Source organism: Akkermansia sp., assembly GCF_020860705.1.
Taxonomy (GTDB): Bacteria; Verrucomicrobiota; Verrucomicrobiia; order Verrucomicrobiales; family Akkermansiaceae; genus Akkermansia.
This window is the reverse complement of record NZ_JAJBTT010000046.1, coordinates 62507-84425: the sequence shown is the minus strand read 5'-3', so window position 1 is coordinate 84425 and position 21919 is coordinate 62507. Positions and strand designations below refer to the sequence as shown.

Genomic DNA, 21919 nt, shown 5'->3' with positions numbered 1-21919 from the left:
GGGTCAGCGTTTCAGTTGAAGGAGGCGGTAGATGGTCTTCAGGTCCAGATGTTCCCGGACCACGTCCGCCAGGCGGTCCAGCGCGCCGTCCAGGTCATAGGAAGTGTGCAGGGCGGGATTGGGAGGCAGGCCGGAATCTTCCCTCACCATGTTGATGAAGGCGCGGCGGAACTGGTCTCCGTCCAGAAAGCCGTGCAGGTACGTGGCCCAGATGCGGCCTTTGCCATAACCGCAGGGGGAACCGTCCTCCCGGAACATGATGGGCGCGCTCGTTTCCCCATGGAGGGTGACGCCGTGGTGGATTTCATAGCCCGCGGCAGCCGGGGGCAGAGGGGTCGTTGCCTGGCGCACGTTGAGCAGTGTTTTGGCGGCGGCGAAGGTGGTGGAAAGTTCCAGCAGTCCCAGCCCCGGCGTTCGTTCCTCCATGGATTCCATGTGCAGCGGGTCCAGAATGTCCGTTCCCAGCATTTGCAGGCCGCCGCAGACGCCCAGAATCCATTTTCCCTTTCCGGCGTGCCGGCGGATAGGTTCTTCCAGCCCGGCGGCGCGCAGGAGGGCCAGGTCCGCCGCCACGCTCTTGGTGCCGGGGAGGATCACCAGGTCCGGGCTGCCCCATTCCTCCCGTGTCCGCACCTGGCGCAGGCGTACGTCCGGTTCCGCCGCCAGCGGGGCGAAGTCCGTGAAATTGGAAACGTGGGCGGGCATCACTACGGCTACGTCCAGGCTGTCCGCATGCTTGGCGTGCCCGTCCTGTTCAAAGGGGAGTGCGGCCCGGTCTTCTTCCGGAATGTTGATGTTCCGTATCATCGGGATGACGCCCAGCACGGGCTTGCCCGTATGGTCCAGCATGTAACGGTGCGCCGGGGCCAGCAGGCCGGGGTCCCCACGGAATTTGTTGACCACGAACCCTGCCAGCAGCTCTTTTTCCCAGGGGGAGAACGTCATCCACGTTCCCAGGAAAGAGGCGTACACGCCGCCACGGTCAATGTCCCCGGTGAGCAGAACCCTGGCGCGCGCGTAGCGGGCCATGTTCATGTTCACCACGTCGACGGATTTCAGGTTGATTTCTCCGGGACTGCCTGCCCCTTCCAGGCAGAGGACGTCATATTCGTCCGCCAGGGAATCATACGCGCGGCGTACGTCCGGCCAGAAGCGCCTTTTGGCCGTGAAATATTCCCCCGCCTCCATATGGCCCACGGCGCGGCCCATGACAATCACCTGGGAGCCGGTGTTGGAATGGGGCTTGAGCAGGATGGGGTTCATCCTGGCGTCAGGGTCAATGCGGCAGGCCCGGGCCTGCACCATCTGGGCGCGGCCCATCTCCTCCCCCAGGGCGGTTACGCCGGAATTGAGGGCCATGTTCTGCGCTTTGAACGGAGCCACCCGGTGCCCGTCCTGGAGAAAAATGCGGCAGAGGGCCGCCGTGAGCACGCTTTTCCCCGCATCGGAGCAGGTCCCCTGGATCATCAGGGCCGGTTTGGGCGGCCTGCGGAGAATGGCGGGGCCGTTTCCTTTCAGTTCGGTTTGCAGGGCCTCTTCCAGCCTGGCGTGTTCCTCCGGCGTGCGGACGCCTGCGCGGAACCAGCCGCCTGTTTCCAGCCCCGGATAATTGGAGCAGTCGCGCAATGCGATACCGTGGTTTTTCAGAAGACGGGAAGCCAGCCCGGAGGGCGCTCCCGGCAGGCGGAAGAGCAGGAAATTGGCCTCGGACGGGAGCACGGCGGCGCCCGGCAGGGCGGAAAGCCTGCGGAACAAATCCTCCCGGCGTTCCCGGTTCAGGGCGCGTTCCCCGTCTGCCCAGGAAGACGGCTGTTTCAGCACGGCGCGTGCCGCCGCCGCTGCGAAGGCGTTCACGTTCCAGGCGGGCAGGGACTGCCGCAGCCGTTCCGCCAGTGGAGCGGCGCAGACAGAGAAGCCGCACCGGACGCCGGCCATGCCGTAAAATTTAGTCAGGGAACGCAACACCACCAGGTTGGGAAGAACAGCCGCGTCACGGAGAAGGGATTCCGTTTCTTCCGCATAATCCATGAAGGATTCGTCCAGAATCCAGATGACGCCGGGGCGGTCCTGCACGGCCTGGCGGAGGGCCTGCACATGCAGCAGTCCTCCGGACGGATTGCAGGGATTTGCCAGGAAAATGGCGCTTCCGTCTGCGGCCTTTTCCCCCAGCACGCAGGGAGATGGCGTAAAGGAATCCCTTTCTTCTATCTGGGGAGAAAGGACCTTCGTACCGTGGCGGAGGCAGGTCAGCCTGTACTCGGAAAAGGCTGGTTCCGGAATGACGGCCTGTTTCAGGCCCAGTGCACGCGGGAGCGCATGAATCAATTCGTTAGCTCCGTTTCCGAAGGCGAAGCATCCGGAAGGCAGGTCGTAACGGGCCGCCGCCGTTTCCCTTAATTCCTTCATGTCCGGGGAAGGATAGGGAACCGCGTCGTCCATGGCCCTCCACAGTGCGGAAGCAATGAACTCCGGCATTCCTTCCGGCCTCAGGTTGACGCTGAAATCCAGAATATCCCGTTCGGAGCGCCGTGCATCCGCAGCCAGGGATTTTAAATCCCCTCCATGTGAAAAAGTGTTCATGCCGCGGTGCCTGGGGCCGGAGGATTCAGACGGGAGTGTGGGGGAGGCGTCTGTTTTGAATAAAGGAAGGGGGCGCCTTGGAAAAAGTAGTTGTCCATGAACCGGAAGCTCCGCTGAAAACGGGAATCCTTCCCGGGGAAGGGGAAGGAGGGGATGGCGCTCGTCATGGGCGCATCATGTCCTGTCCTCTCCCGGAGTGACAAGACAAAAATGGAGCGCTTCCTGCGGAAAAGGGGACGAGGCGGCGAGTGCGGAAGCGGGAACGTCCGTCATGTGGCGGAATGTTCAAAGAAAAATTTTTTTGGCTTGTCATACCGGTTCCTTTGGTATTTTATCCCTCCCATGAACCCTTATGGGAAGGGTTACAGACCTCAGGGATGCCCATAGCCGGGCAGGAAATAGATGGGGAATACCGGTGTGAATCCGGAGCGGTACCGCCACTGTAAGCGAGCTTGTCTCGCAAGCCAGAAAACCAGCCTGTGGGGTTGTCCAACTGTCCGGCGAGTTACCGGACGTAAGGCGTTACAACCATGCTTTATACGAAGAAAGCCCTTCAAATGGGCGCTATTGCCGTTGGCCTTGCAGCATTCGCAGGCCAGTCCTCCCTTGCTGAATCCGCCAAAAAGGAAGATTCCAAGCCCGTCGCCAAGACGGAAACCATGCAGGTCTTGCCGGAATTGACCATGGCGTCCCACTTTGTGGGCGTGCCGTATAATCAGTCAGGGGTTTCCGTTTCCGTGATCAATCCGAAAGAATACGAGAAGGAAGGAATTGAAACCCTGACGGGAGCTCTTTCCCAGATGCCCGGCGTCTACACGTTGGACGGCGGCGGTGTTTGGCAGCGCGGTTCCGTGAGTAACACCGTCATTCGCGGCATGAGTAAAGAGGATTATACCCTCACCATGATAGACGGTATGCGCATTAGTGATTCCAACATGTCCGGCAACAAGATGTTGGGGATTAGCAATCTCTTCACAGTGGGCAATGTGGAAGTGGTGAAAGGCGCCCAGGGTGCGGTGTTTGGCTCCGGAGCTATCGGCGGTGTGATTGCCATGGATACTCCGGAAGGGGAGGGAAAACCGTTGACCACGATTTTTGCCGAAGCCGGTTCTTATGGAACATTCAATAGTTATGTGACGTCCTTGGGGAAAATTAAAAATCTTTCCTATTTTGTAGGCGTTGGTTTTGAGACAACGGAAAATGATCCTACTTTGTATCCGTCTATTTTTGACAATAGAACGGGAATGAACGATTTTCGTCAGTGGCAGGAAGCGGTACGTCTTGGCTATGATGTGAACGACAAGGTAAAGTTGAGTTTCACCTACCGCCGTCTGGATTCTTATTTTGAATATCCCACTCCCCAGGAAATTTATGGTGGTCCTCCTACATGGGAAACTACGATCGACCCTCATCTTTACAATACGGAAGATAAGAATCGCAGTAATTTGATTACCGGCCGTGTTGATGCCGAGCTTACCGAAATTTGGCGTACAAGTTTTATGCTGGGGTATTATACCATGAATTACTCATGCCATACTCCTGAAAATGATTTTCAGCCTAACGTCATGATCAACCGTCGTTCCCAGATGGAATGGCGCAATGCATTAGCTTGGAATAAGCATTGGACTACTGTTTTAGGCATGGCTTGGGACCGTGATGATTATTACGGAAAAAATAATTACAAGATGCAGGATGATTTGGAAAACGTTTATGCATTTTTTGCCGAACAGATGTGGTCTCCTGTAGAAAGTTTTAATTCCAGTCTCGCCCTACGTTTGGAGCATTCCACGGTGTGGAATAATAATCTGACATGGAGATATGCCAATTCGTGGAAAGTTGCAGGCAAAGATTCCTCCACGCGAATTTTGGGATCGATAGGTTCCGGATTCCGTTCCCCGACTTACTTTGAACGTTATGGCCTTTCTACGGCAGGCTGGAATTATGCCGGGAATCCGGATTTGAAGCTGTCTCGTTCCTTGGGGGGGGATTTGGGAGTTGAGCAGAAATTGGCTGAACATCATTATGCTACTGTAACTGCGTTTTGGACGCGCATCAATGATCAGATATCCGGTTCCGGTTCAAGAACCATCAATGGTGTCAACTATACGTCGTGGGAAAATGTGAGTCATGCCACTTCCTATGGTCTAGAAGTTGATTTCAGAGGCGAATTTGGAGATTCATGGAAGTCCGGTTATCGTGTGAATTACACGTTCACAATGCCTAAGGCAAACGATATTGCTTCCAACAACAAATATTCAGCTACGACTATTCAGCTTCCCAATACGGCGCGCCACGTGGTGAATGCTGAGATTTATACCACTCCTCAGGAAAAATGGACTGTCGGAGCCGGTGTTACTGGAGCCATGGGACGTACGGATTTTGCTTCTACACGCTTGGATAATTTTTATACGGCGAGATTGTTTGTCAATTACAAGGCTACGGAAAACATGACGTTCCATGTTCGCGTAGAAAATCTGTTCGATCAGGATTACGTGATGACCAATGCCTATCTGCTGGGAGCTCAGCAGGCCCGAGGCATCGGTGTTTATGGCGGCGTAACGGTTGAATTCTAATTGCTTTTCAGAACTAATTGTTGATTGCACCCCATCTTCTGTCTTGCGGGTTGTTCTAGGCGAAGGGAACAGCCACGGGCGGAAGATGGGCTTTTTGTTTTCCGGAGGTTCCGGAATAGGTTAATATCAAGCAGTAATTCAGGCTGTGTTTCGCTGGCTGTCCATTCTGGGGGCGTTGGTCCTCGCTGTTTTTCTGGGGGGAGTTTTTTATTTCTCCCAGAGGGAGGCGCATATTTGGCATGAGGCCTCCGGACAGGCTGACGGCAGGGGAATGCCTGCCGTGTTTGACGGCTTTGTGGAACGGTGGAACAGGGCGGTGGAGCGGGAACTGCACCGGGAACTGGCGGGAGGGGAGCAGAAGAAAAAGCTGCTGGCCGTTTCCCGCGGGGAAGGGGATGCGCGGCGTCTGGCGGAGCAGGAACGTTCCGTGGAGCGCATCAGGAAGAGGCTGGAATTAAAGGACCATATCCGCATGCTTCCCGTGGGGGAAATCCCGGAAGGGCTGGAATGGCAGACCGGAATGGATGAACCGGAAGTGGGCGATCCCCGGGCCGTGAAAGGAGGGCAAGTCCGGCTGTGGATCAATACGCCTTTCCCCGGTACCTTGAGGGCATTCGGGCCCGGAAGTGAGAATTTTTTCAACTACTCCGCCGTTGACAATGTGTGGCTTCCCCTGGTGGGACTGCATCCGGAAACCTTCCGGCCCATCCCGGGGCTGGCAGACCGCTGGGCCGTCTCCGCAGACGGGAAAACCGTTTTTTACCATCTGGACCCGGAGGCGGCGTATTCGGACGGGCGCCCCGTTCGTGCACAGGATTTCCTGCTGAATATCTGCCTCCGCACGTCCGACTTTGCCAGGGATCCTTTCTGGACCACCCTGTTCCGGTCCTCGTACGACCAGATCACGGTGTACGGGGATTCCGTCATTGCCCTGACGCTGCCGTTTCCCGGTCCGCTGCTGCCTTACATGGCGTGTGTGGATTTTCATCCGGCACATCCCGGTTTTTACCATGATTTCAATTCCCTGTTTCTGGAACGCTACCAGTGGAAGGCCGTGCCGAATACGGGAGGCTATATGGTGGTTCCGGGAAAAATCCGGATAGGAGAGCGCATTACCCTGGCCCGGGTGAAGGACTGGTGGGCGAAGGACAGGAAATATTACCGTTATTCCTGCAATGCGGACCAGGTGGAGCATGTGTTTGTGGGCCTGGAAAACAAGGCGATTGAAATGTTCCGCCGCGGGGAGCTGGACATGATGAACGTCCGCAAGCCGGAAGTGTGGGAAAACAGACTGGAACTGCCGGAAGTGCACCAGGGCTACATAGACAAGTACAGCCTGGAAGCCGGATATGCCTGTCCCCCGTACGGTCTGTACCTGAATTGTTCCAACAAGCTGCTGAAAAATCCGGACATCCGCAGGGGGCTGGCTCATTCCGTCAACATGGGCATGGTGATTGATACCCTGTTCCGCGGGAACATGAGAAGGCTGGGTTCCTACATGGAAGGATACGGCGATTTGACGGTTCCGCTGAATGCGCCGGAATACAGCAAGAAAAAAGCCATGGAATATTTTGCGCGCGCCGGCTACCGGGAAATGGGAGAGGACGGCGTGCTGAAAAATGAACGAGGGGAACGGCTGGTTGTGGAACTGACCTTTGCGGATTCCTCCTCCCTGATAGTCAACATCTGCTCCCTGATCAGGCAGGAGGCCCTGAAATGCGGGTTGGACCTCCGGCTGGACTCTTTGACTTATAATGTCTGTTCCCGCAAGGTCTTTGAAAAACGGTACCAGGCCGCATTGTGGGCTTGGCCGCTGCAGACGCCGTTCCCCCGGTTGTATGAAACGTTCGCTTCCGAGCTGGCGTATGACGCCCGCGGCCATCCCGTGGGAAACACGAACAATATTTTTGCCGTGGCGGATGCTGAACTGGACGCCGCCCTGGATGCGGAACGGAATGCTCCGGATATTGTCTCCCTGCAAAAAGCCCTTCATCGCGCCCAGAAGCGTATTCAGGAGCTGTGCGTCTGGATTCCCGGCTGGCGGGAGCCCTATACGTACATTGCCTGCTGGCGCTGGATACGCTGGCCGGAATCCCCCACGCGCTTTTGTTCTCCCAGGATTTACAATCCTCTGGAATCCCACCTGTACTGGGTGGATGAAAAAATGAAGAGGGAAACGCAGGAGGCACGGCGCCGCGGCGTTCCGTTTGAAGAAAGGCATCAGGTGATACGCCTTGAAAGGCCGGATGACGCCGCCCCGTAATAAAACCAGGTCTTGAGCTTCTTTTTAAATTGAAAGGGGACGGTTTTTCACCATAATTTCCCTCATTGTTTCCTAGAACCGTTTATTGACTTCATCGCCATGAAATTATCACTTTTTTCCATCCTTCTTCTGGCAGGGCATCTTTGCGTGGCCGCTCCCATGCCTCTGCCGGAATCCAATGACGGCGCCAAGCATGTCTTTACCACCAATCAGGAAAACTTCCTGATGGACGGAAAGCCCGTGAAAATCATCTCCGGGGAAATGCACTATCCGCGCGTACCGCGGGAACACTGGAAAGACAGGTTCCAGCGCATGAAGTCCATGGGCATGAACACCGTCTGCACCTATCTGTTCTGGAACGTGCATGAGCCGGAGCCGGGCAAGTGGGACTTTTCCGGCAACCTGGACTTTGTGGAATTCATCAAGGAGGCGCAGAAGGCGGGCCTGTGGGTCATCGTGCGTCCGGGGCCCTACGTGTGCGCGGAATGGGAATTCGGAGGATTCCCCGGCTGGCTGCTGAAGGATGCGGACCTGAAGGTCCGCTCCCAGGATCCCCGTTTCCTGAAACCGGCCTTGGCTTATCTCAAGAAAGTCTGTTCCATGCTGGAACCGTTGCAGATCACCAAGGGGGGGGCCATCATCATGGCCCAGGTGGAAAACGAATACGGCTCCTACGGCTCCGACAAGGACTATGTGAAAAAACACCTGGAAGTCATCCAGAAGGAACTTCCCGGAGTGGTGCCTTTTACCTCGGACGGACCGAACGACTGGATGATTAACAACGGCACGCTGCCCGGCATCGTTTCCGCCATGAACTTCGGCGGCGGGGCCAAGGGCGCCTTTGCCAACCTGGAAAAGCACAAGGGCAAGACGCCCCGCATCAACGGCGAATTCTGGGTGGGCTGGTTTGACCACTGGGGCAAGCCCAAAAACGGCGGCAGTACGGAAGGCTTCAACCGCGACTTGAAGTGGATGCTGGAAAACAACGTCTCTCCCAACCTCTTCATGGCGCATGGCGGCACCTCCTTCGGCTTCATGAACGGGGCGAACTGGGAGGGAGCCTACACTCCGGACGTGACCAATTACGACTACGGCGCTCCCATTTCCGAAAACGGAACCCTGACGGACCGCTACCGTACCTTCCGCCAGACCATTCAGGACTATTACGGTGATACGTACAAGCTGCCCGAACCTCCCGCCCAGCCGGACATGATGGAGCTGCCGCCCATCACGTTCACGGAGAAGGCCGGCATGTTCAACCGCCTGCCGCAGCCTGTCATCCGCAAGGAGCCCGTGCACATGGAAGCCCTGGGGCAGAGTCTGGGCTTCATCCTGTACCGGACGAAAGTGAACGGCCCGGTGAAGGGTGAGCTGAAGATGAACAACATGCAGGACCGCGCCATCGTTTACGTGGACGGCAAGAGGCAGGGGGCGGCGGACCGCCGTTACAAGCAGGACGCCTGTGACGTGGTCATTCCCGCGGGCCTCCACACGGTGGACATCTTTGTGGAAAACATGGGGCGCATCAACTTCGGCGGTCAGATACAGGGAGAACGCAAAGGCATTCGCGGCCCCATCACGCTGGATGGGAAGAAGCTGGAAAACTTCCTCATTTACAACCTCCCGTGCAAGGGCGTGGAACTCCTGCCTTTCTCCGGCAAGAAGCCGGGCGGCGACCAGCCCGTGTTCCACCGTGGCTATTTCAACGTCTCCAACCCGAAGGATACCTACCTGGACATGCGGGACGGCTGGAAAAAGGGCGTCGTGTGGGTGAACGGCCACAATCTGGGCCGCTTCTGGTTCATCGGCTCCCAGCAGGCGCTTTACTGTCCCGGGGAATACCTGAAACCGGGGAAAAATGAAATCGTGGTGCTGGACGTGGACGGCGGTTCCGGCACGGTGAAAGGCGTGAAGGAGGCCATCTATGAAGTCAAACGGGATCCAGCCCTGGCGGACGTCTTCCGCGTGGGCAAGCCTGTGGTTCCCGCGGCCAACCAGCTGGTGCATAAAGGAACCTTTGCCAGGGGGGCGGAACAGCAGGAAATCAAATTCCGTTCTCCCATCCAGGCCCGCTACATTGCCATTGTCAGCAAGAATGCCTATGACAACGGCCCCCATGCCGCCATTGCAGAGCTGAACTTCCTGGATGCCTCCGGCAACCTGCTTCCCCGCGAACAGTGGTCCGTGGTGTATGCGGATTCCCATGAAACGGTGGGAGAAGCCGCCCAGGCGGGACTGGTGATGGACAACCAGCCCACCACCTACTGGCACACCAAGTGGCAGGGGGACAATCCCGCACACCCGCACATGATCGTGCTGGACCTGGGGAAGGTGCAGAAGATATCCAGCTTCCGCTACCTGCCGCGCCAGGACCGGGAAAACGGCCGCATCAAGGACTATGAAGTCTATGCGTCACCCAAGCCGTTCAAGCCCGCCAATTAAGAACCCCGGAAAAATTCCGGTCTGACTTTCTCCGGCCGCTCCGTCCAAAAAGGATGGAGCGGTCTTGTTGCGTCCGGAGCTCCGAAGCCCCTGCGGCAACCGAAAGACGGGGCAAGCGTCAAAGAGTACGTTTTTTGATGCGCGTTCTTTAAAATCCGTAGGTCCTGTGGACTCGGAAAATTTCAAATGCCGCACGGGCACGCGCTCCTTGTACGCAAAAAAAGCGGCTCCGTAGTGTACGGAGCCGCCTGAAGGCAGTGATGAACTTAATGATTATTAGAAGTTCCAGGAGAAGCCCAGCTTGATGGTGTGGTAGCCGGGATCGTTGTAGCCCTGAATCTGGTAGTATTCATAGCCGATCAGGAAGTCCGCGCTTTCAGAGATGCTGAACTTGAATCCGGCCTGGGCCGCCCATGAAAACTTGGTGGTGGAAATCTTGTAGGTCTGGCTGCCGTTTTCCAGTCCATGAATGGTGGTCTTCACGTCTCCGTAAGTGGCGCCCGCCTTGCCTCCCAGATAGAACATCGTGTAATCGCCGATGGGAAGGTTGAGCGTATAGCCGGCCATCATCGGAATATAGGTGGAACGGAGGCTGGCGGTATAGGGACCGCTGGTGCCCAGGTCCTGCATGCTGGGATGGTGGGAACCGGAGAGGATGCCGCCGTTCAGGGAAATCTGGTGAACAATACTGCCGGTTTCAATGTAATTGAAAATGCTCAGATTGCCGCCGGCCACGTTGGGCATGGCGTCCTTGGTGGCAATTCCGTAAGCCCCTTCCAGGGACATGCCGAATTGGCCGTCATATTTGCCGGGATTGTAGGCGCTGGCGGAAGACACGGAGGCCGCGAGGGCCAAACCTAACAGTATAGTCTTGTTCATATGGGGGATAAATGGTGAATTTAACTGTAGTCCATTCTTGGCAGTTTTCTCTTTTGAAGTCAAACATGAAATGTCAAATTTACAGGAAATCCTCCGGTCGCGGGGGATGAAGTTGCCAGAACGGACCCGGTGGGGTACATTCTGCGGCATGGAACAACAAGCGTGTGATTTGCTGGTGACCGCTTCCCGCATGCTGGCGGGCGCGGAACAGGCCGGCGTTGCCGGAAACGTGGCCGTAGCCATCCGGAACGGGAAAATTCTGGAAACGGGAAGCGCCGCGGAGTTGGAGGCAAGGTGGAGTCCCGCTTCCCGCAGGGATCTGGGAAATGTTCTGCTGATGCCGGGGCTGGTGAATGCCCACACGCACGTTCCGATGACCTTTTTGCGCGGCTTTGCAGATGACCTGCCCCTGATGGAATGGCTGACCGGGCATATTTTCCCGGTGGAGGCCCGTTTGACGGACAGGATCGTTTCCCTGGGCGCGCGCCTGGGCATGTATGAGATGATGCGGACGGGCACCACGGCGTTTGTGGATTCCTACCTGCTGGAAACCAACGTGCTCCGGGAGGCGGAGCGCATGGGAATGCGCTGCGTGGGCGGCGAAGTCGTTTTTGCGTTTCCTTCCCCGGCGTACAGCGGCTGGGACGGTGCGGAAGCCCTGTACCGGGAGCAGGCGGCGCGCTTTGCGGGCCGCGGCAGGGTGCAGGTGGCCCTGATGCCGCATAGTGTATACACCACCAGTGACGACGTGTTGCGGTATTCCATGAAGCTGGCGGAAGAACTGGACTTGATGCTGCATATCCATCTGTCCGAATCCGCCGGGGAAGTGGAGCAGTGCCGGTCCCTGCACCAGGACAGGCGCCCGGTGGGCTATGCCCGGGACATGGGGCTGCTGAATGAACGGACCGTGCTGGCCCACATGGTGGACGTGACGGATGATGAGCTGGAACTGGTGGCGGCTTCTGGCGCGGCGATTGCCCACAATCCCGTCAGCAATTTGAAGCTGGCGTCAGGCTTTGCCCACGTGCAGGACATGGTGCGGGCCGGCATTCCCGTCTCCCTGGGTACGGACGGGGCATGCAGCAACAACAGCCTGGACATGTTTGAAACGATGAAGCTGGCCGCCATTCTTGCCAAAGGATGCAGCGGAGATGCTACGGCGATCCCTGCCATGCAGGCGCTGAAGATGGCGACGGCGGAAGGAGCGCGCATTTTCAGGACGCCCGGGCTGGGAACACTGGCCGCGGGAGCTCCCGCAGACATGATTGCCCTGGACCTGGACGAGCCGAACCTGTGCCCGATTTTCAATGAGGCATCCCATGCCGTTTATGCCGCTTCTGGCAAGGACTGTGTGTTCACCATGGTGGAAGGGAACATCCTGTACGACCACGGAACCTATACGGATGGCCTGTACGCAGACACCGCCGAGGAAATGCAGGACCTGGTGGAGTGGGTGAAGGGGAGGGAATAAAGACGGAAGACCAAATACAAAAGAGAAAATAGTCTTTAACAGGCATTCCCTCGCTATTTAATCTTTAGTCTTTCATCTTTTGTCATTGGGGGAGCCGTTCAGGCGGCCCATGTTCATATTCCTTCTTTACCCGCAAGGGGAGATGCCTTTATAGTATCTTCATGCAATATGATCTGATCGTCATTGGTGGAGGCCCTGCCGGCTATGTAGGCGCCATCCGCGCCGCCCAGCTGGGAAAATCCGTGGTGTGCGTGGAACGCGACCGGGTGGGGGGCACCTGCCTGAACTGGGGCTGCATTCCCACCAAGGCGCTTCTGAAAAATGCGGAGGCGTACCGGACCGTGACTGACCGGGCCAAGGAATTCGGCATGACCGTGGAAGGCGTCAGCGTGGACTGGAGCGAAGTAATCGGCCGTTCCCGCAAGGTGAGCGACCGCCTGGCCGGCGGCGTGGGCTTCCTGTTCAAGAAAAACAAGGTGGACTCCGTCACGGGGGAAGCCTCCATTCTCTCCCCCGGCAAGGTGGAGGTGAAGGCCGCCGACGGAACGACGAGCGTTCTGGAAGGAAAGAACATTCTCATCAGCACCGGATGCGTTACCCGTACGGTGCCCAGCCTGCCCCTGAACGGTACCACCATCATCGGCTCCAAGGAAGCCATGGTGCTGGAAAAGCGGCCTGAAAGTATGGTCATCATCGGATCCGGCGCCATCGGCACGGAATTTGCCTATATTTACAACTCCTTCGGAACCAAGGTGACGCTCATTGAAGCGCTGCCGCGCATGCTTCCCAATGAAGACGATGACTCCTGCCAGACGCTGGAGCGCGCGTTCAAGAAACAGGGCATCAAGGTCATGACGGGCGCCTCCGTGGAATCCGTCACGGAAACGTGCGACGGCCAAGTCAAGGCCAAGGTGAAAAACAGCAAGGGACAGGAAGAGGAAATCACGGCGGACATCTGCCTGGTGGCTATCGGCGTGAAGCCGGTCGTCCCCTCCGCTCCCGGTCTGGAACTGACGGAAAAGGGATTTATCAAGGTGAACGACCGCTATGCCACGTCCATTCCCGGAGTCTATGCGGCGGGGGACGTGATCGGCGGTGTTCTGCTGGCGCACACCGCCACGTTTGAAGCCGTGCAGGCCGTGGAAGGGATGTTCAAGGCGGACTACCAGCCCAAACAGGTCGGCTTTTTCCCAAGCTGCACATACTGCTATCCGCAGGTGGCTTCCGTCGGCAAAACGGAACGCGCCCTCAAGGAAGCGGGTGTGGAATACAAGGTGGGGAAATTCCCCTTCCAGGCCATCGGCAAGGCCGTGGCCGCCGGAGAACCGGACGGATTTGTAAAGACCCTGTACGGCGCCAAAAACGGCGAATTGCTGGGAGCCCACATCGTGGGGCCGGAAGCCACGGAATTGATTGCCACGCTGGGCGTCAGCCTTCAGGCGGAACTGACGGACGAGGACATCCACGCCACCATCTTCGCCCATCCCACCCTGTCTGAGGCCATTCATGAATCCATGCTGTCCTCCGAGGGAATCGCCATCCATATGTAACGGCTTTAAGAAAAGAGCCCCGGAACGGGGTTCTTTTCTTCATTCATTGATATTAAAATATGAACGGGCATCTGCGCTGGAAACAAAGGCTTCAAAACCTGAATAAGGCTTTTTCCCGGTTGCGCAATGCTTGTGCACGGCCGGAATACAATGAACTGGAAATGGCTGGCTTGGTGCAGACTTATGAATTTACGTTTGAGCTGTGCTGGAAAACACTGAAGGATAAGCTGGTCTATGACGGGTACAGCGTCAATAGTCCTCGTGAAGCCATCAGGCAGGCGTTTGGCGCAGGTCTGATAGACAATATTGATTGCTGGCTGCAAGCGTTGGAGAGCCGCAATTTGTTTGTACATACTTATGATCATTCCATAGAGGAAGAGGCGGTTTCCCTGATTAAGGGACAATTCCTTCCCATGATGTCTCAATGTGTGGAAAATCTGAACATAGCGGCAGGAAAAGAGAATTGAACGATGGATTGACGGCAAAGGCTCGTTCAGGCATCCGGGAAGTTCTTTCAGAGGTCCCCCAGATTCGGAAAGCCGTTTTGTTCGGTTCCCGCGCTATGGGGACATGGAGGCCTGCGTCCGATATTGACCTTGCTTTGGAAGGCGAGAAATTGGATATGTCCGTTCTTTTGACGCTCAAAGCGCGCCTTGCTGACTTGAACCTGCCCGTGGAGGTGGATTTGGTTATTCGCGGTAGAATCACCAATGTTGATTTGGAGCGTCATATCCAAGTTTATGGCAGAGAATGGTTCTCTCGTTCCCTCCGGTGAATTTTTATTCAGGAGAGCTTTTCTCATCAGGGGGAAATAAAATGCCTCTAGGCTTTCTGGAAAGTATTTGCCTATTTCTCTGGGAGTTTTTACAAGGGCCGGGAGGCCCTTGTTCCCAGAGCTCCAGCTATTAGGAAGGCTCGGAAGAAGGACAGTGTGCCACGGGGTGTGCAAAAGACGGCTGTCTGGGAATGAAGGCCTTCTGGCCTTCATAGTTGAAAATTCCGCGAAGCGGACGCACTGCTTAATCTCTCTTCTTTTTCCCTCCTTTCCTTCCCGTTTCCGGAGGGAAGGTCACAGCTCAAACACCGGGTTTTCCACGGCGTTTTTCACGGCAATGAGGAATTGCACGGCCTGCTTGCCGTCCACCAGGCGGTGGTCGTAGGAGAGGGCCAGGTACATCATGGGCCGGGCGACGATCCGGCCATCGCGGACGACGGGGCGTTCCTGAATGGCGTGCATGCCCAGAATACCGCTCTGGGGTGGGTTCAGGATGGGGGTGGAGAGCAGGGAACCGTAGGTTCCCCCGTTGGAGATGGTGAAACAGCCACCCTGCAGGTCCTGCATGGAAAGGCTTCCGTTACGTACTTTTTCCGCCAGGGAGGCGAGTTCCAGTTCCAGCTCCGGAAGCGTTTTTTGGTCGCAGTCCCTCAGGACGGGGACCACGAGGCCCTTGTCCGTGCCGATGGCTACGGAGATGTCATAGTACAGGTTTTGCACGATGTCCGTGCCGTCGATTTTGGCGTTGACCTGCGGCACTTCCTTCAGAGCATGAACGGCGGCCTTGATGAAGAAGCTCATGAAGCCGAGCTTGGTGCCGTACCGTTCCCGGTACGCTGCATTGAATTGCTTGCGGAGTTCCATCACGGCGGACATGTCGCACTCGTTGAACGTGGTGAGAATGGCCGCCTGGTGCTGGGCTTCCACCAGGCGGGCCGCGATGGTGCGGCGCAGCGGGGTCATGGGCTTCCTGATGAAGCGCGGGGTGTTCTCCTCCCCGGTCTTCGTGCTCTCTCCGGAGGGAGCTTGTTCCGTGGTGGCCGTGTCCTTTTCCGGTTTCTGTTCCGGAATTTCAGCCGTGGGGGCTGCCGGTTTGGGGGCAGCGTCTTGCCCGGTTTCCGGAACATCCGGTTGCTCCGGTTCCGGCGGAACAGGGGCCTGTTCCTCTTCCGGTGCGGCGTTTGAGGTTCCGGCTGCGGGGGAAATGCGGCCCAGAACGGCGCCGATGGGGGCCTCCTCTCCTTCCGGGACCAAGATTTCCAGCACGCCGCTTTCTTCCGCCTCCAGGTCCGTGGAAACCTTGTCCGTTTCCAGCGTCGCCAGGGTATCGCCTTTAGCCACCGGATCGCCGTCCTTCCTGTGCCATGCGGCTACGGTGGCGGTGGTGATGGATTCTCCGAAGTTGGGGATCAGGATGTCGCTCATGGGATGAAGGTGGGTTCAGGATTGCGCCCGCGGCCCGAAGGCGGTGGCGATGAGCCGTTTCTGCGCGGCGGCATGCAGGGCCTTGGCTCCCTCCGCCGGGCAGGCCATGGGCGGCCGCCCCGCGTAGCGGAAGGAAGTGGCGAAGAGCCGCCCCAGACGGTTCCGCAGATGGCCCCAGGCCCCCATGTTGGAGGGTTCTTCCTGGCACCAGATGAAGTCGCGCACCTTCTGGTAGGGGGCCAGCAGGTAGGTGAGCTGTTCCTCGGCCAGCGGATAGATCTGTTCCACACGGATGAGGACCGTGTCTGAAATGTTCCGCTCTTTCCGGTAGGCGGCCAGGTCGTAATAAACTTTCCCGGTGCAGAAGACGGCGCGCGTCACCTGGTCCGGCGCCGGGGCATCCGGATCCGGCAGCACTTCATGGAAGCGGGAGGGAGCCAGGAATTCCCGGCGGGGGGAAACGGCCTCCGGGCGGGAGAGCAGGCTTTTAGGCGTGAAGATGATCAGGGGCTTGTGCACGTTCTGGTGCACCTGCCGGCGCAGGGCATGGAAGTATTGGGCCGGAGTGGTGGGGTTAATGACCTGCATGTTGTCGTCCGCGCAAAGCTGGAGATAGCGTTCCATCCGCGCGCTGGAGTGTTCCGAACCGGCTCCTTCATAGCCGTGGGGTAGCAGCAGCACGATTCGGTTTTTCTGGTGCCATTTGGCTTCCGCAGCCGCAATGAACTGGTCCACGATGACCTGGGCGCCGTTGGCGAAGTCCCCGAACTGGGCCTCCCACATGACCAGCGCGTCCGGGCTGTCCAGCGCGTAGCCGTATTCAAACCCCAGGACGGAGGCTTCCGAAAGGGAGGAATTGTAAATGTGGAAGGTGGTGGTGCCGTGATTCAGTTTTTCCAGGGGCGTGTACAGGGAGCCGTCATTGAAGTCATGCAGGACGGCGTGTCGCTGGGAGAAGGTGCCACGCTGGCAGTCCTGGCCGGAGAGGCGGACGGTGTGGTTTTCCGTAAGCAGGCTTCCCCATGCCAGGGATTCCGCCATGGCCCAGTCCAGAGGGCCTCCTTCCCGGAAGGCGGCCCGGCGACGGGACAGGAAGCGTTTTTCCAGCGTGGGATGCGGCGTAAATCCCTCCGGCAGTTCCGTAAGGAGGTTTCCAATGTCCTGGAATAGCTGCGGACTGATTCCCGTCCGCACGCTGGTGCGCGGGATGGGCGTTTCTTCCGCGTCCTGGGCGGTGGGGGGAAGGATGTATTCCGCGGGGTTTTCCTTCATTTGCCGGTAGGCCTGTTCCATGCCTTCCCAGATATGGTCCCGAATGTCCTGTTCCTCCTGCTTCGTCAATTCTCCGCGTTCCCGGAGCTCCGTTCCGTACAGGGCTGCAGCGGTGGGGCGCGCCTCAATCCGCTTGGTCTGCATGGGAGCGGTAAAGGCGGCCTGGTCTGTTTCATTGTGTCCCAGGCGGCGGTAGCAGTACATGTCCAGAATGATGTCCCGGCCGAATTGCTGGCGGAACTGGAGGGCGAATTCCGCCGCCCAGACCAGGTCTTCCGGACTTTCCCCGTTGATGTGCAGGATGGGGGACTGGAGCATTTGCGCCACGTCCGTGGCGTAACGGGAGGAGCGGGCCTCGTCCGGGCTGGTGGTGAAGCCGATCTGGTTGTTGATGATGAGGTGCACGGTGCCTCCCGTACGGTAGCCTTTCAGCAGGGAAAGGTTGAGCACTTCCGCCACGAGGCCTTGTCCTGCAAAGGCGGCGTCTCCGTGCAGGACGAGAGGCAGCACATGTTTGCGTTCCGCGTCTTCCAGGTTGTGCTGCATGGCCCTGGCCCTGCCTTCCACCACAGGGTACACGGCTTCCAGGTGGCTGGGGTTGGAAGACAGGCGGATGTGGAGTTCGTGCCCGTCCACATGGCGCGTGGTGGCGTAGCCCAGGTGGTATTTCACATCGCTCCTGCCAATGGGGGATTCCGGGAGGTAGTCCGGCGTGAATTCGTGAAAGATGGTTTTCAGCGGCTTGTGGAGGATGTTGGCCAGCACGTTCAGCCTTCCGCGGTGGGCCATGCCCATTTCAATGTGGGAGACGCCCGCGGCCGGGCTGCGCTTGACGAGCGCGTCCAGCAGGACGATGGCGCCTTCCCCCCCTTCCAGGGAAAAGCGTTTTTCTCCGATGAAACGCTTGCCCAGGAATTCCTCAAACAGTTCCGCCTTGCAAAGGTGGACGAAGGCGTCCCTCCGGATTTCCGGACCGTAGTCCACGCCGTCCGCCCGGAGCCTGATCTTTTCTTCAATCCAGGAGCGGATTTCCAGATTGTCTATGTGGTGGTATTCAAACCCGATGGCCCCGCAATACGTTTTTTGCAGATGGCCGATGATTTCACGCAGGGTGAACATGCTTCCATCCATGAACGTGCCGATGTTGATGGGCTGGTCCATGTCCTCCGTCCGGAACCCCATTTCCTCCGGATTGACGGGGGTGCATGCCTTGTCCGGCGGATCCAGGGGATTGAAGCGAGCGCACTGGTGGCCCATGACCCGGTAGGCCCGGATGAGCTGGTTGACGCGCCCGCGGCCTTCCGCGCTTTCCGGAGGGATGGTGTAGGGGGAGGCGTCCGTGTCGTTCCCCGTTTTCCCGTTTTCCTGCGGAGCGCCGCCGCTGCCCAGTTCATAGCCCTCAAACCAGGCTGCCCAAAGGGGTTCCACGGACAGGGGATCGTTTTTCCATGATTCATGAAGCGCCGTGATTTTTTCAGGCGGGAGTCTGGAAAAGACGGAGGCGTTCATGGGGGTGAAAGTTAAAGTTAAGAGTTAACGATTAATAGTGGTGTGTGGAAGCTGTTACCTGTTTGCTAATAACTATTCACTGCCTGAAAGCTTTGCTTTCAGGCATTAGTAGCTGTGTTCATTGAGCTGCACCTTTCCACGGAAGACCCAGTAAATGGCCGCGGAGTACGCCAGCACGATCGGCACGCCGATGAGGGCGATGTACGTCATTACCAGCAGGCTTTCCCGCGTGGAGGAGCCGTTGACCAGGTTCAGCGAATGTTCCGGATTGGGCATGGAGTAAAGCAGGTTGGGGAACATGGCCGTTCCGAAGAGGGCCATCATGCAGCCCATGGTGGAGCAGGAGGAGATGAAGGCCCAGCCCGGACGGTTCCTGCTGATGAAGATCCAGATGGCCGTAATGGAAATGACCGCCAGGGCTGCGATGCCGTAAATCCAGGGGGAGCGCTCCAGGGCCGCTGCCACGTGCGGCACGTACAGGAGGGTGGCCGCTCCGTGAAGGATGATCAGGATGGTGAAGATGATGATGCACGGCTTGAGCAGTTTTTTAATCTGTTCCTGAAGATCCCCCTGCGTTTTCATCAGCAGGTAGATGCCGCCGTGCATGGCGAACAGGGCCACCGTCGTCAGTCCCAGCAGAATGGAATAGGGGTTCAGCAGGCTGAGGAAGGTGCCGGTGAAATTGCCCTGGGCGTCCAGGGGAATGCCCTTGGTCACGTTCCCCATGGCTACGCCGATGAGCAGTGCGGCCAGGAGGCTGCTGATGGAGAAGGTGGTGTCCCACCCTCTGCGCCACCATTTCATGGGCTGCTTGCTCCGGAATTCGATGGAGACGGCCCGGAAGATGAGGGTGAGCAGCAGGAGCATGAAGGCCAGGTAGAACCCGGAGAAGACGGAGGCGTATACGTACGGGAAGGCGGCGAAGAGGGCGCCCCCGCCCGTGATGAGCCAGACTTCATTGCCGTCCCACACGGGGCCGACGGCGTTCAGCGTAAGCCTTCTGTTTTCATCGCCCTTGATGAAGAGCTGAAGGGTGCCCGTTCCCAGGTCAAAGCCGTCCAGGATGGCGTATCCGGAGAAGAGCACGCCGACGAGGATGAACCAGATGATTTGCAGGTCTGTGAGAGTGAGGTTTTCCAACATGGTTTTTAACAGGGGGGTGAGGGATTAGTCTTTAACGAAGGGAACCTGGAGCTTGCCTTCCCCGGTGCCGTCATCTTCTTTTGCTTCCTGGTCCGGACCCTTGCGGATTTTATGGGTGATCTGATAGAGGAAGAGGGCCAGCAGCAGGGCGTAAATCACTCCGAACATGCCCAGGGAGGATAGGGCTTCCGCCGCGGTGAGGGTGGGGGATACGGCATGTTCCGTTCTCAGGATGCCGTACACGATCCACGGCTGGCGTCCCATTTCCGCCACGGCCCAGCCCACCTGGTTGGCGATTTGGGGTCCCAGTACGGAGAAGACGAAGCACCAGAGCAGCCAGCGCTTGTTGAAAAGCCAGCCCCTTTTCCAGCCCCACAGGCCCAGCAGGAACAGAGCGGCCAGCGCACAGCCGATCAGGATCATGAGGTGGAAGGAGTAGAAGACGGGCAGGATGGGGGGGCGTTCGTCCTGCGGAATGTCATTCATGCCGGTGATGGGCGTATCCAGGTCATGATGGGTCAGGAAGGTCAGCATGTACGGGATGGAGATGCCCGTGACTTCATGGGTGGACGGGTTCATCCAGCCGACGAGGTGGAGGGCCAGCGGTGCGCCCGTTTCCATGACCCCTTCCATGGCGGCGAATTTGGCGGGCTGGTGGATGGAGACTTCACGCGCGCTGGAGTCCCCGGTGACGCCCATGCCCACCACGCCGATGAGGCCGATGACCAGGGCTACCTTGAAGCTCTTTTTGGCTCCGGCCGTAAAGCGGTTTCTCAGGATGTACCAGGCGGAGACGCTGAGGACGAGCGTGGCGCCGGCCAGCCAGCACCCGGCCAGGGCGTGCGTCAGGCGGTCCATGGTGGACGGGTTGAAGACCACGTCATAGAAGCTGGTGATGTGCGCCTGGATTTTTCCATTCACCTCCACCAGTTTGTAGCCGGCGGGGGTCTGCATCCAGGAATTGGCCACGATGATCCAGATGGCGCTGAAATGGGCGCCCAGGGCCACCATGCAGGCGGATAAAAAGTGCATCTTGGGGCCTACCTTGTCCCAGCCAAAGAGCAGGATGGCCAGGAAGCCGGATTCTAGGAAGAAGGCGAAGATGCCTTCCGCCGCCAGGGGGCTGCCGAAAATGTCTCCCACGCAGCGGGAATAGTCAGCCCAGTTGGTGCCGAACTGGAATTCCATCACAATGCCGGAGGCCACCCCGAGGGCGAAGATGATGCCGAATATCTTGGTCCAGAACTTGGCCTGCTTGTGGTAAAGTTCGTTTTTCGTTTTCAGCCAGAGGCCTTCCAGCGCCACCAGAACCACCCCCAGGCCGATGGTCATCGGCGGAAAGATGTAGTGGAACATGACCGTGAGAGCGAATTGAAGACGGGATAGTAAGACCGGATCGTCCATGATTGATTGGGGATGAGTGAATGTTGATGGAACAGGATGCCGGCAGCCAAATACCGGTACCTTCATACTTTATACATCCCGGGAGGGGCTTTGTTCAATTATTTTCCTTTTTCGGGAGTAACTTTTTTAGATTGCCTCTAAAAAAGAAGGGTTTAAAGAAAAATGGATACCTCTGTACCTTCCTCCACCAGGCCAAAAAGCGCCAGCATGTCCGGAGGGGAGAGGCGGATGCAGCCGTGGGAGGCCGGCGTTCCCAGAAGTTCCGGATGATTGGTGCCGTGAATGTAGATATAGCGGCTGCGGGTGTTGGCGTTGTGCGGTTCCAGGCCGTCCAGCCACAGGATGCGCGCCAGGATGAGGTCGGAATGTTCATCCAGGTTTTCCGGAATGGCGGAAGGATAATGGCCGGTGGGCCGGCGTGAAACAAAGATGGTGTCCTCCGGTGCTCCCTCCCCGATTTTCTGGCAAATGCGGAAATGGCCGGTAGGCGTTTTTCCGGAGCCCTCTTCATGGCCCGTACCCGCTTTCCCGCTGGAAACCGGGCATTGGAACAGGATTTTTCCGGACTCTTCCAGCGCCAGCTCCTGCCGGGACAGGTTGATGCGGATGAAAGGGGAGGACACGGGAGAGGGA

13 protein-coding genes and 1 riboswitch are annotated in these 21919 nt (G+C 57.9%); of the genes, 6 read left to right on the top strand and 7 right to left on the bottom strand.

Annotated elements, in window-relative coordinates; genetic code table 11:
• Window positions 1-3 precede the first annotated feature (3 nt).
• Window positions 4-2580, bottom strand: a complete 2577-nt coding sequence (locus tag LIO64_RS10975; RefSeq protein ID WP_290549487.1) for a cobyric acid synthase — start codon at window positions 2578-2580, stop codon at window positions 4-6.
• A gap of 356 nt (window positions 2581-2936) precedes the next feature.
• Window positions 2937-3076, top strand: a riboswitch (cobalamin riboswitch).
• 34 nt (window positions 3077-3110) lie between these two features.
• On the opposite strand from LIO64_RS10975, the gene LIO64_RS10970 reads away from it, so the two are divergent.
• The 3 genes from LIO64_RS10970 to LIO64_RS10960 all read left to right on the top strand — a co-directional run bounded on the left by LIO64_RS10970 (window position 3111) and on the right by LIO64_RS10960 (window position 9858).
• The gene (locus tag LIO64_RS10970; protein ID WP_290549486.1) at window positions 3111-5153 is read left to right on the top strand and encodes a TonB-dependent receptor; all 2043 of its coding nucleotides are present in this window, start codon (window positions 3111-3113) and stop codon (window positions 5151-5153) included.
• Window positions 5154-5298: 145 nt separating this feature from the next.
• The gene (locus LIO64_RS10965; RefSeq protein ID WP_290549485.1) at window positions 5299-7416 is read left to right on the top strand and encodes an extracellular solute-binding protein; all 2118 of its coding nucleotides are present in this window, start codon (window positions 5299-5301) and stop codon (window positions 7414-7416) included.
• 99 nt (window positions 7417-7515) lie between these two features.
• Window positions 7516-9858 (top strand): beta-galactosidase, encoded by a 2343-nt coding sequence (locus tag LIO64_RS10960; protein WP_290549484.1) that lies wholly within the window; start codon window positions 7516-7518, stop codon window positions 9856-9858.
• A 276-nt stretch (window positions 9859-10134) separates the two neighbouring features.
• Here the strand turns inward: LIO64_RS10960 and LIO64_RS10955 are convergent, their stop codons facing one another.
• Complete coding sequence (locus LIO64_RS10955) at window positions 10135-10737, bottom strand: porin family protein (protein WP_290549483.1); 603 nt, start codon at window positions 10735-10737, stop codon at window positions 10135-10137.
• A gap of 148 nt (window positions 10738-10885) precedes the next feature.
• On the opposite strand from LIO64_RS10955, the gene LIO64_RS10950 reads away from it, so the two are divergent.
• The 3 genes from LIO64_RS10950 (at window position 10886) to LIO64_RS10940 (ending at window position 14225) form a co-directional block, all read left to right on the top strand.
• Complete coding sequence (locus LIO64_RS10950) at window positions 10886-12208, top strand: amidohydrolase (protein ID WP_290549482.1); 1323 nt, start codon at window positions 10886-10888, stop codon at window positions 12206-12208.
• Between the two features lie 161 nt (window positions 12209-12369).
• Window positions 12370-13758, top strand: a complete 1389-nt coding sequence (gene lpdA / locus LIO64_RS10945; protein WP_290549481.1) for a dihydrolipoyl dehydrogenase — start codon at window positions 12370-12372, stop codon at window positions 13756-13758.
• Between the two features lie 59 nt (window positions 13759-13817).
• Window positions 13818-14225: a nucleotidyltransferase substrate binding protein gene (locus tag LIO64_RS10940; RefSeq protein ID WP_290549480.1), complete on the top strand. Its 408-nt coding sequence runs from the start codon at window positions 13818-13820 to the stop codon at window positions 14223-14225.
• A gap of 602 nt (window positions 14226-14827) precedes the next feature.
• Here the strand turns inward: LIO64_RS10940 and sucB are convergent.
• The 5 genes from sucB to LIO64_RS10915 form a co-directional block, all read right to left on the bottom strand.
• Window positions 14828-15958 (bottom strand): dihydrolipoyllysine-residue succinyltransferase, encoded by a 1131-nt coding sequence (gene sucB, locus LIO64_RS10935; RefSeq protein ID WP_290549479.1) that lies wholly within the window; start codon window positions 15956-15958, stop codon window positions 14828-14830.
• A gap of 15 nt (window positions 15959-15973) precedes the next feature.
• Window positions 15974-18739, bottom strand: a complete 2766-nt coding sequence (locus LIO64_RS10930; protein WP_290549478.1) for a 2-oxoglutarate dehydrogenase E1 component — start codon at window positions 18737-18739, stop codon at window positions 15974-15976.
• Window positions 18740-18844: 105 nt separating this feature from the next.
• Window positions 18845-19882 (bottom strand): cytochrome d ubiquinol oxidase subunit II, encoded by a 1038-nt coding sequence (gene cydB / locus LIO64_RS10925; RefSeq protein ID WP_290549477.1) that lies wholly within the window; start codon window positions 19880-19882, stop codon window positions 18845-18847.
• A gap of 24 nt (window positions 19883-19906) precedes the next feature.
• The gene (locus LIO64_RS10920) at window positions 19907-21286 is read right to left on the bottom strand and encodes a cytochrome ubiquinol oxidase subunit I (protein WP_290549476.1); all 1380 of its coding nucleotides are present in this window, start codon (window positions 21284-21286) and stop codon (window positions 19907-19909) included.
• Window positions 21287-21438: 152 nt separating this feature from the next.
• Window positions 21439-21909, bottom strand: a complete 471-nt coding sequence (locus tag LIO64_RS10915) for a L,D-transpeptidase (protein WP_290549475.1) — start codon at window positions 21907-21909, stop codon at window positions 21439-21441.
• Window positions 21910-21919 lie beyond the last annotated feature (10 nt).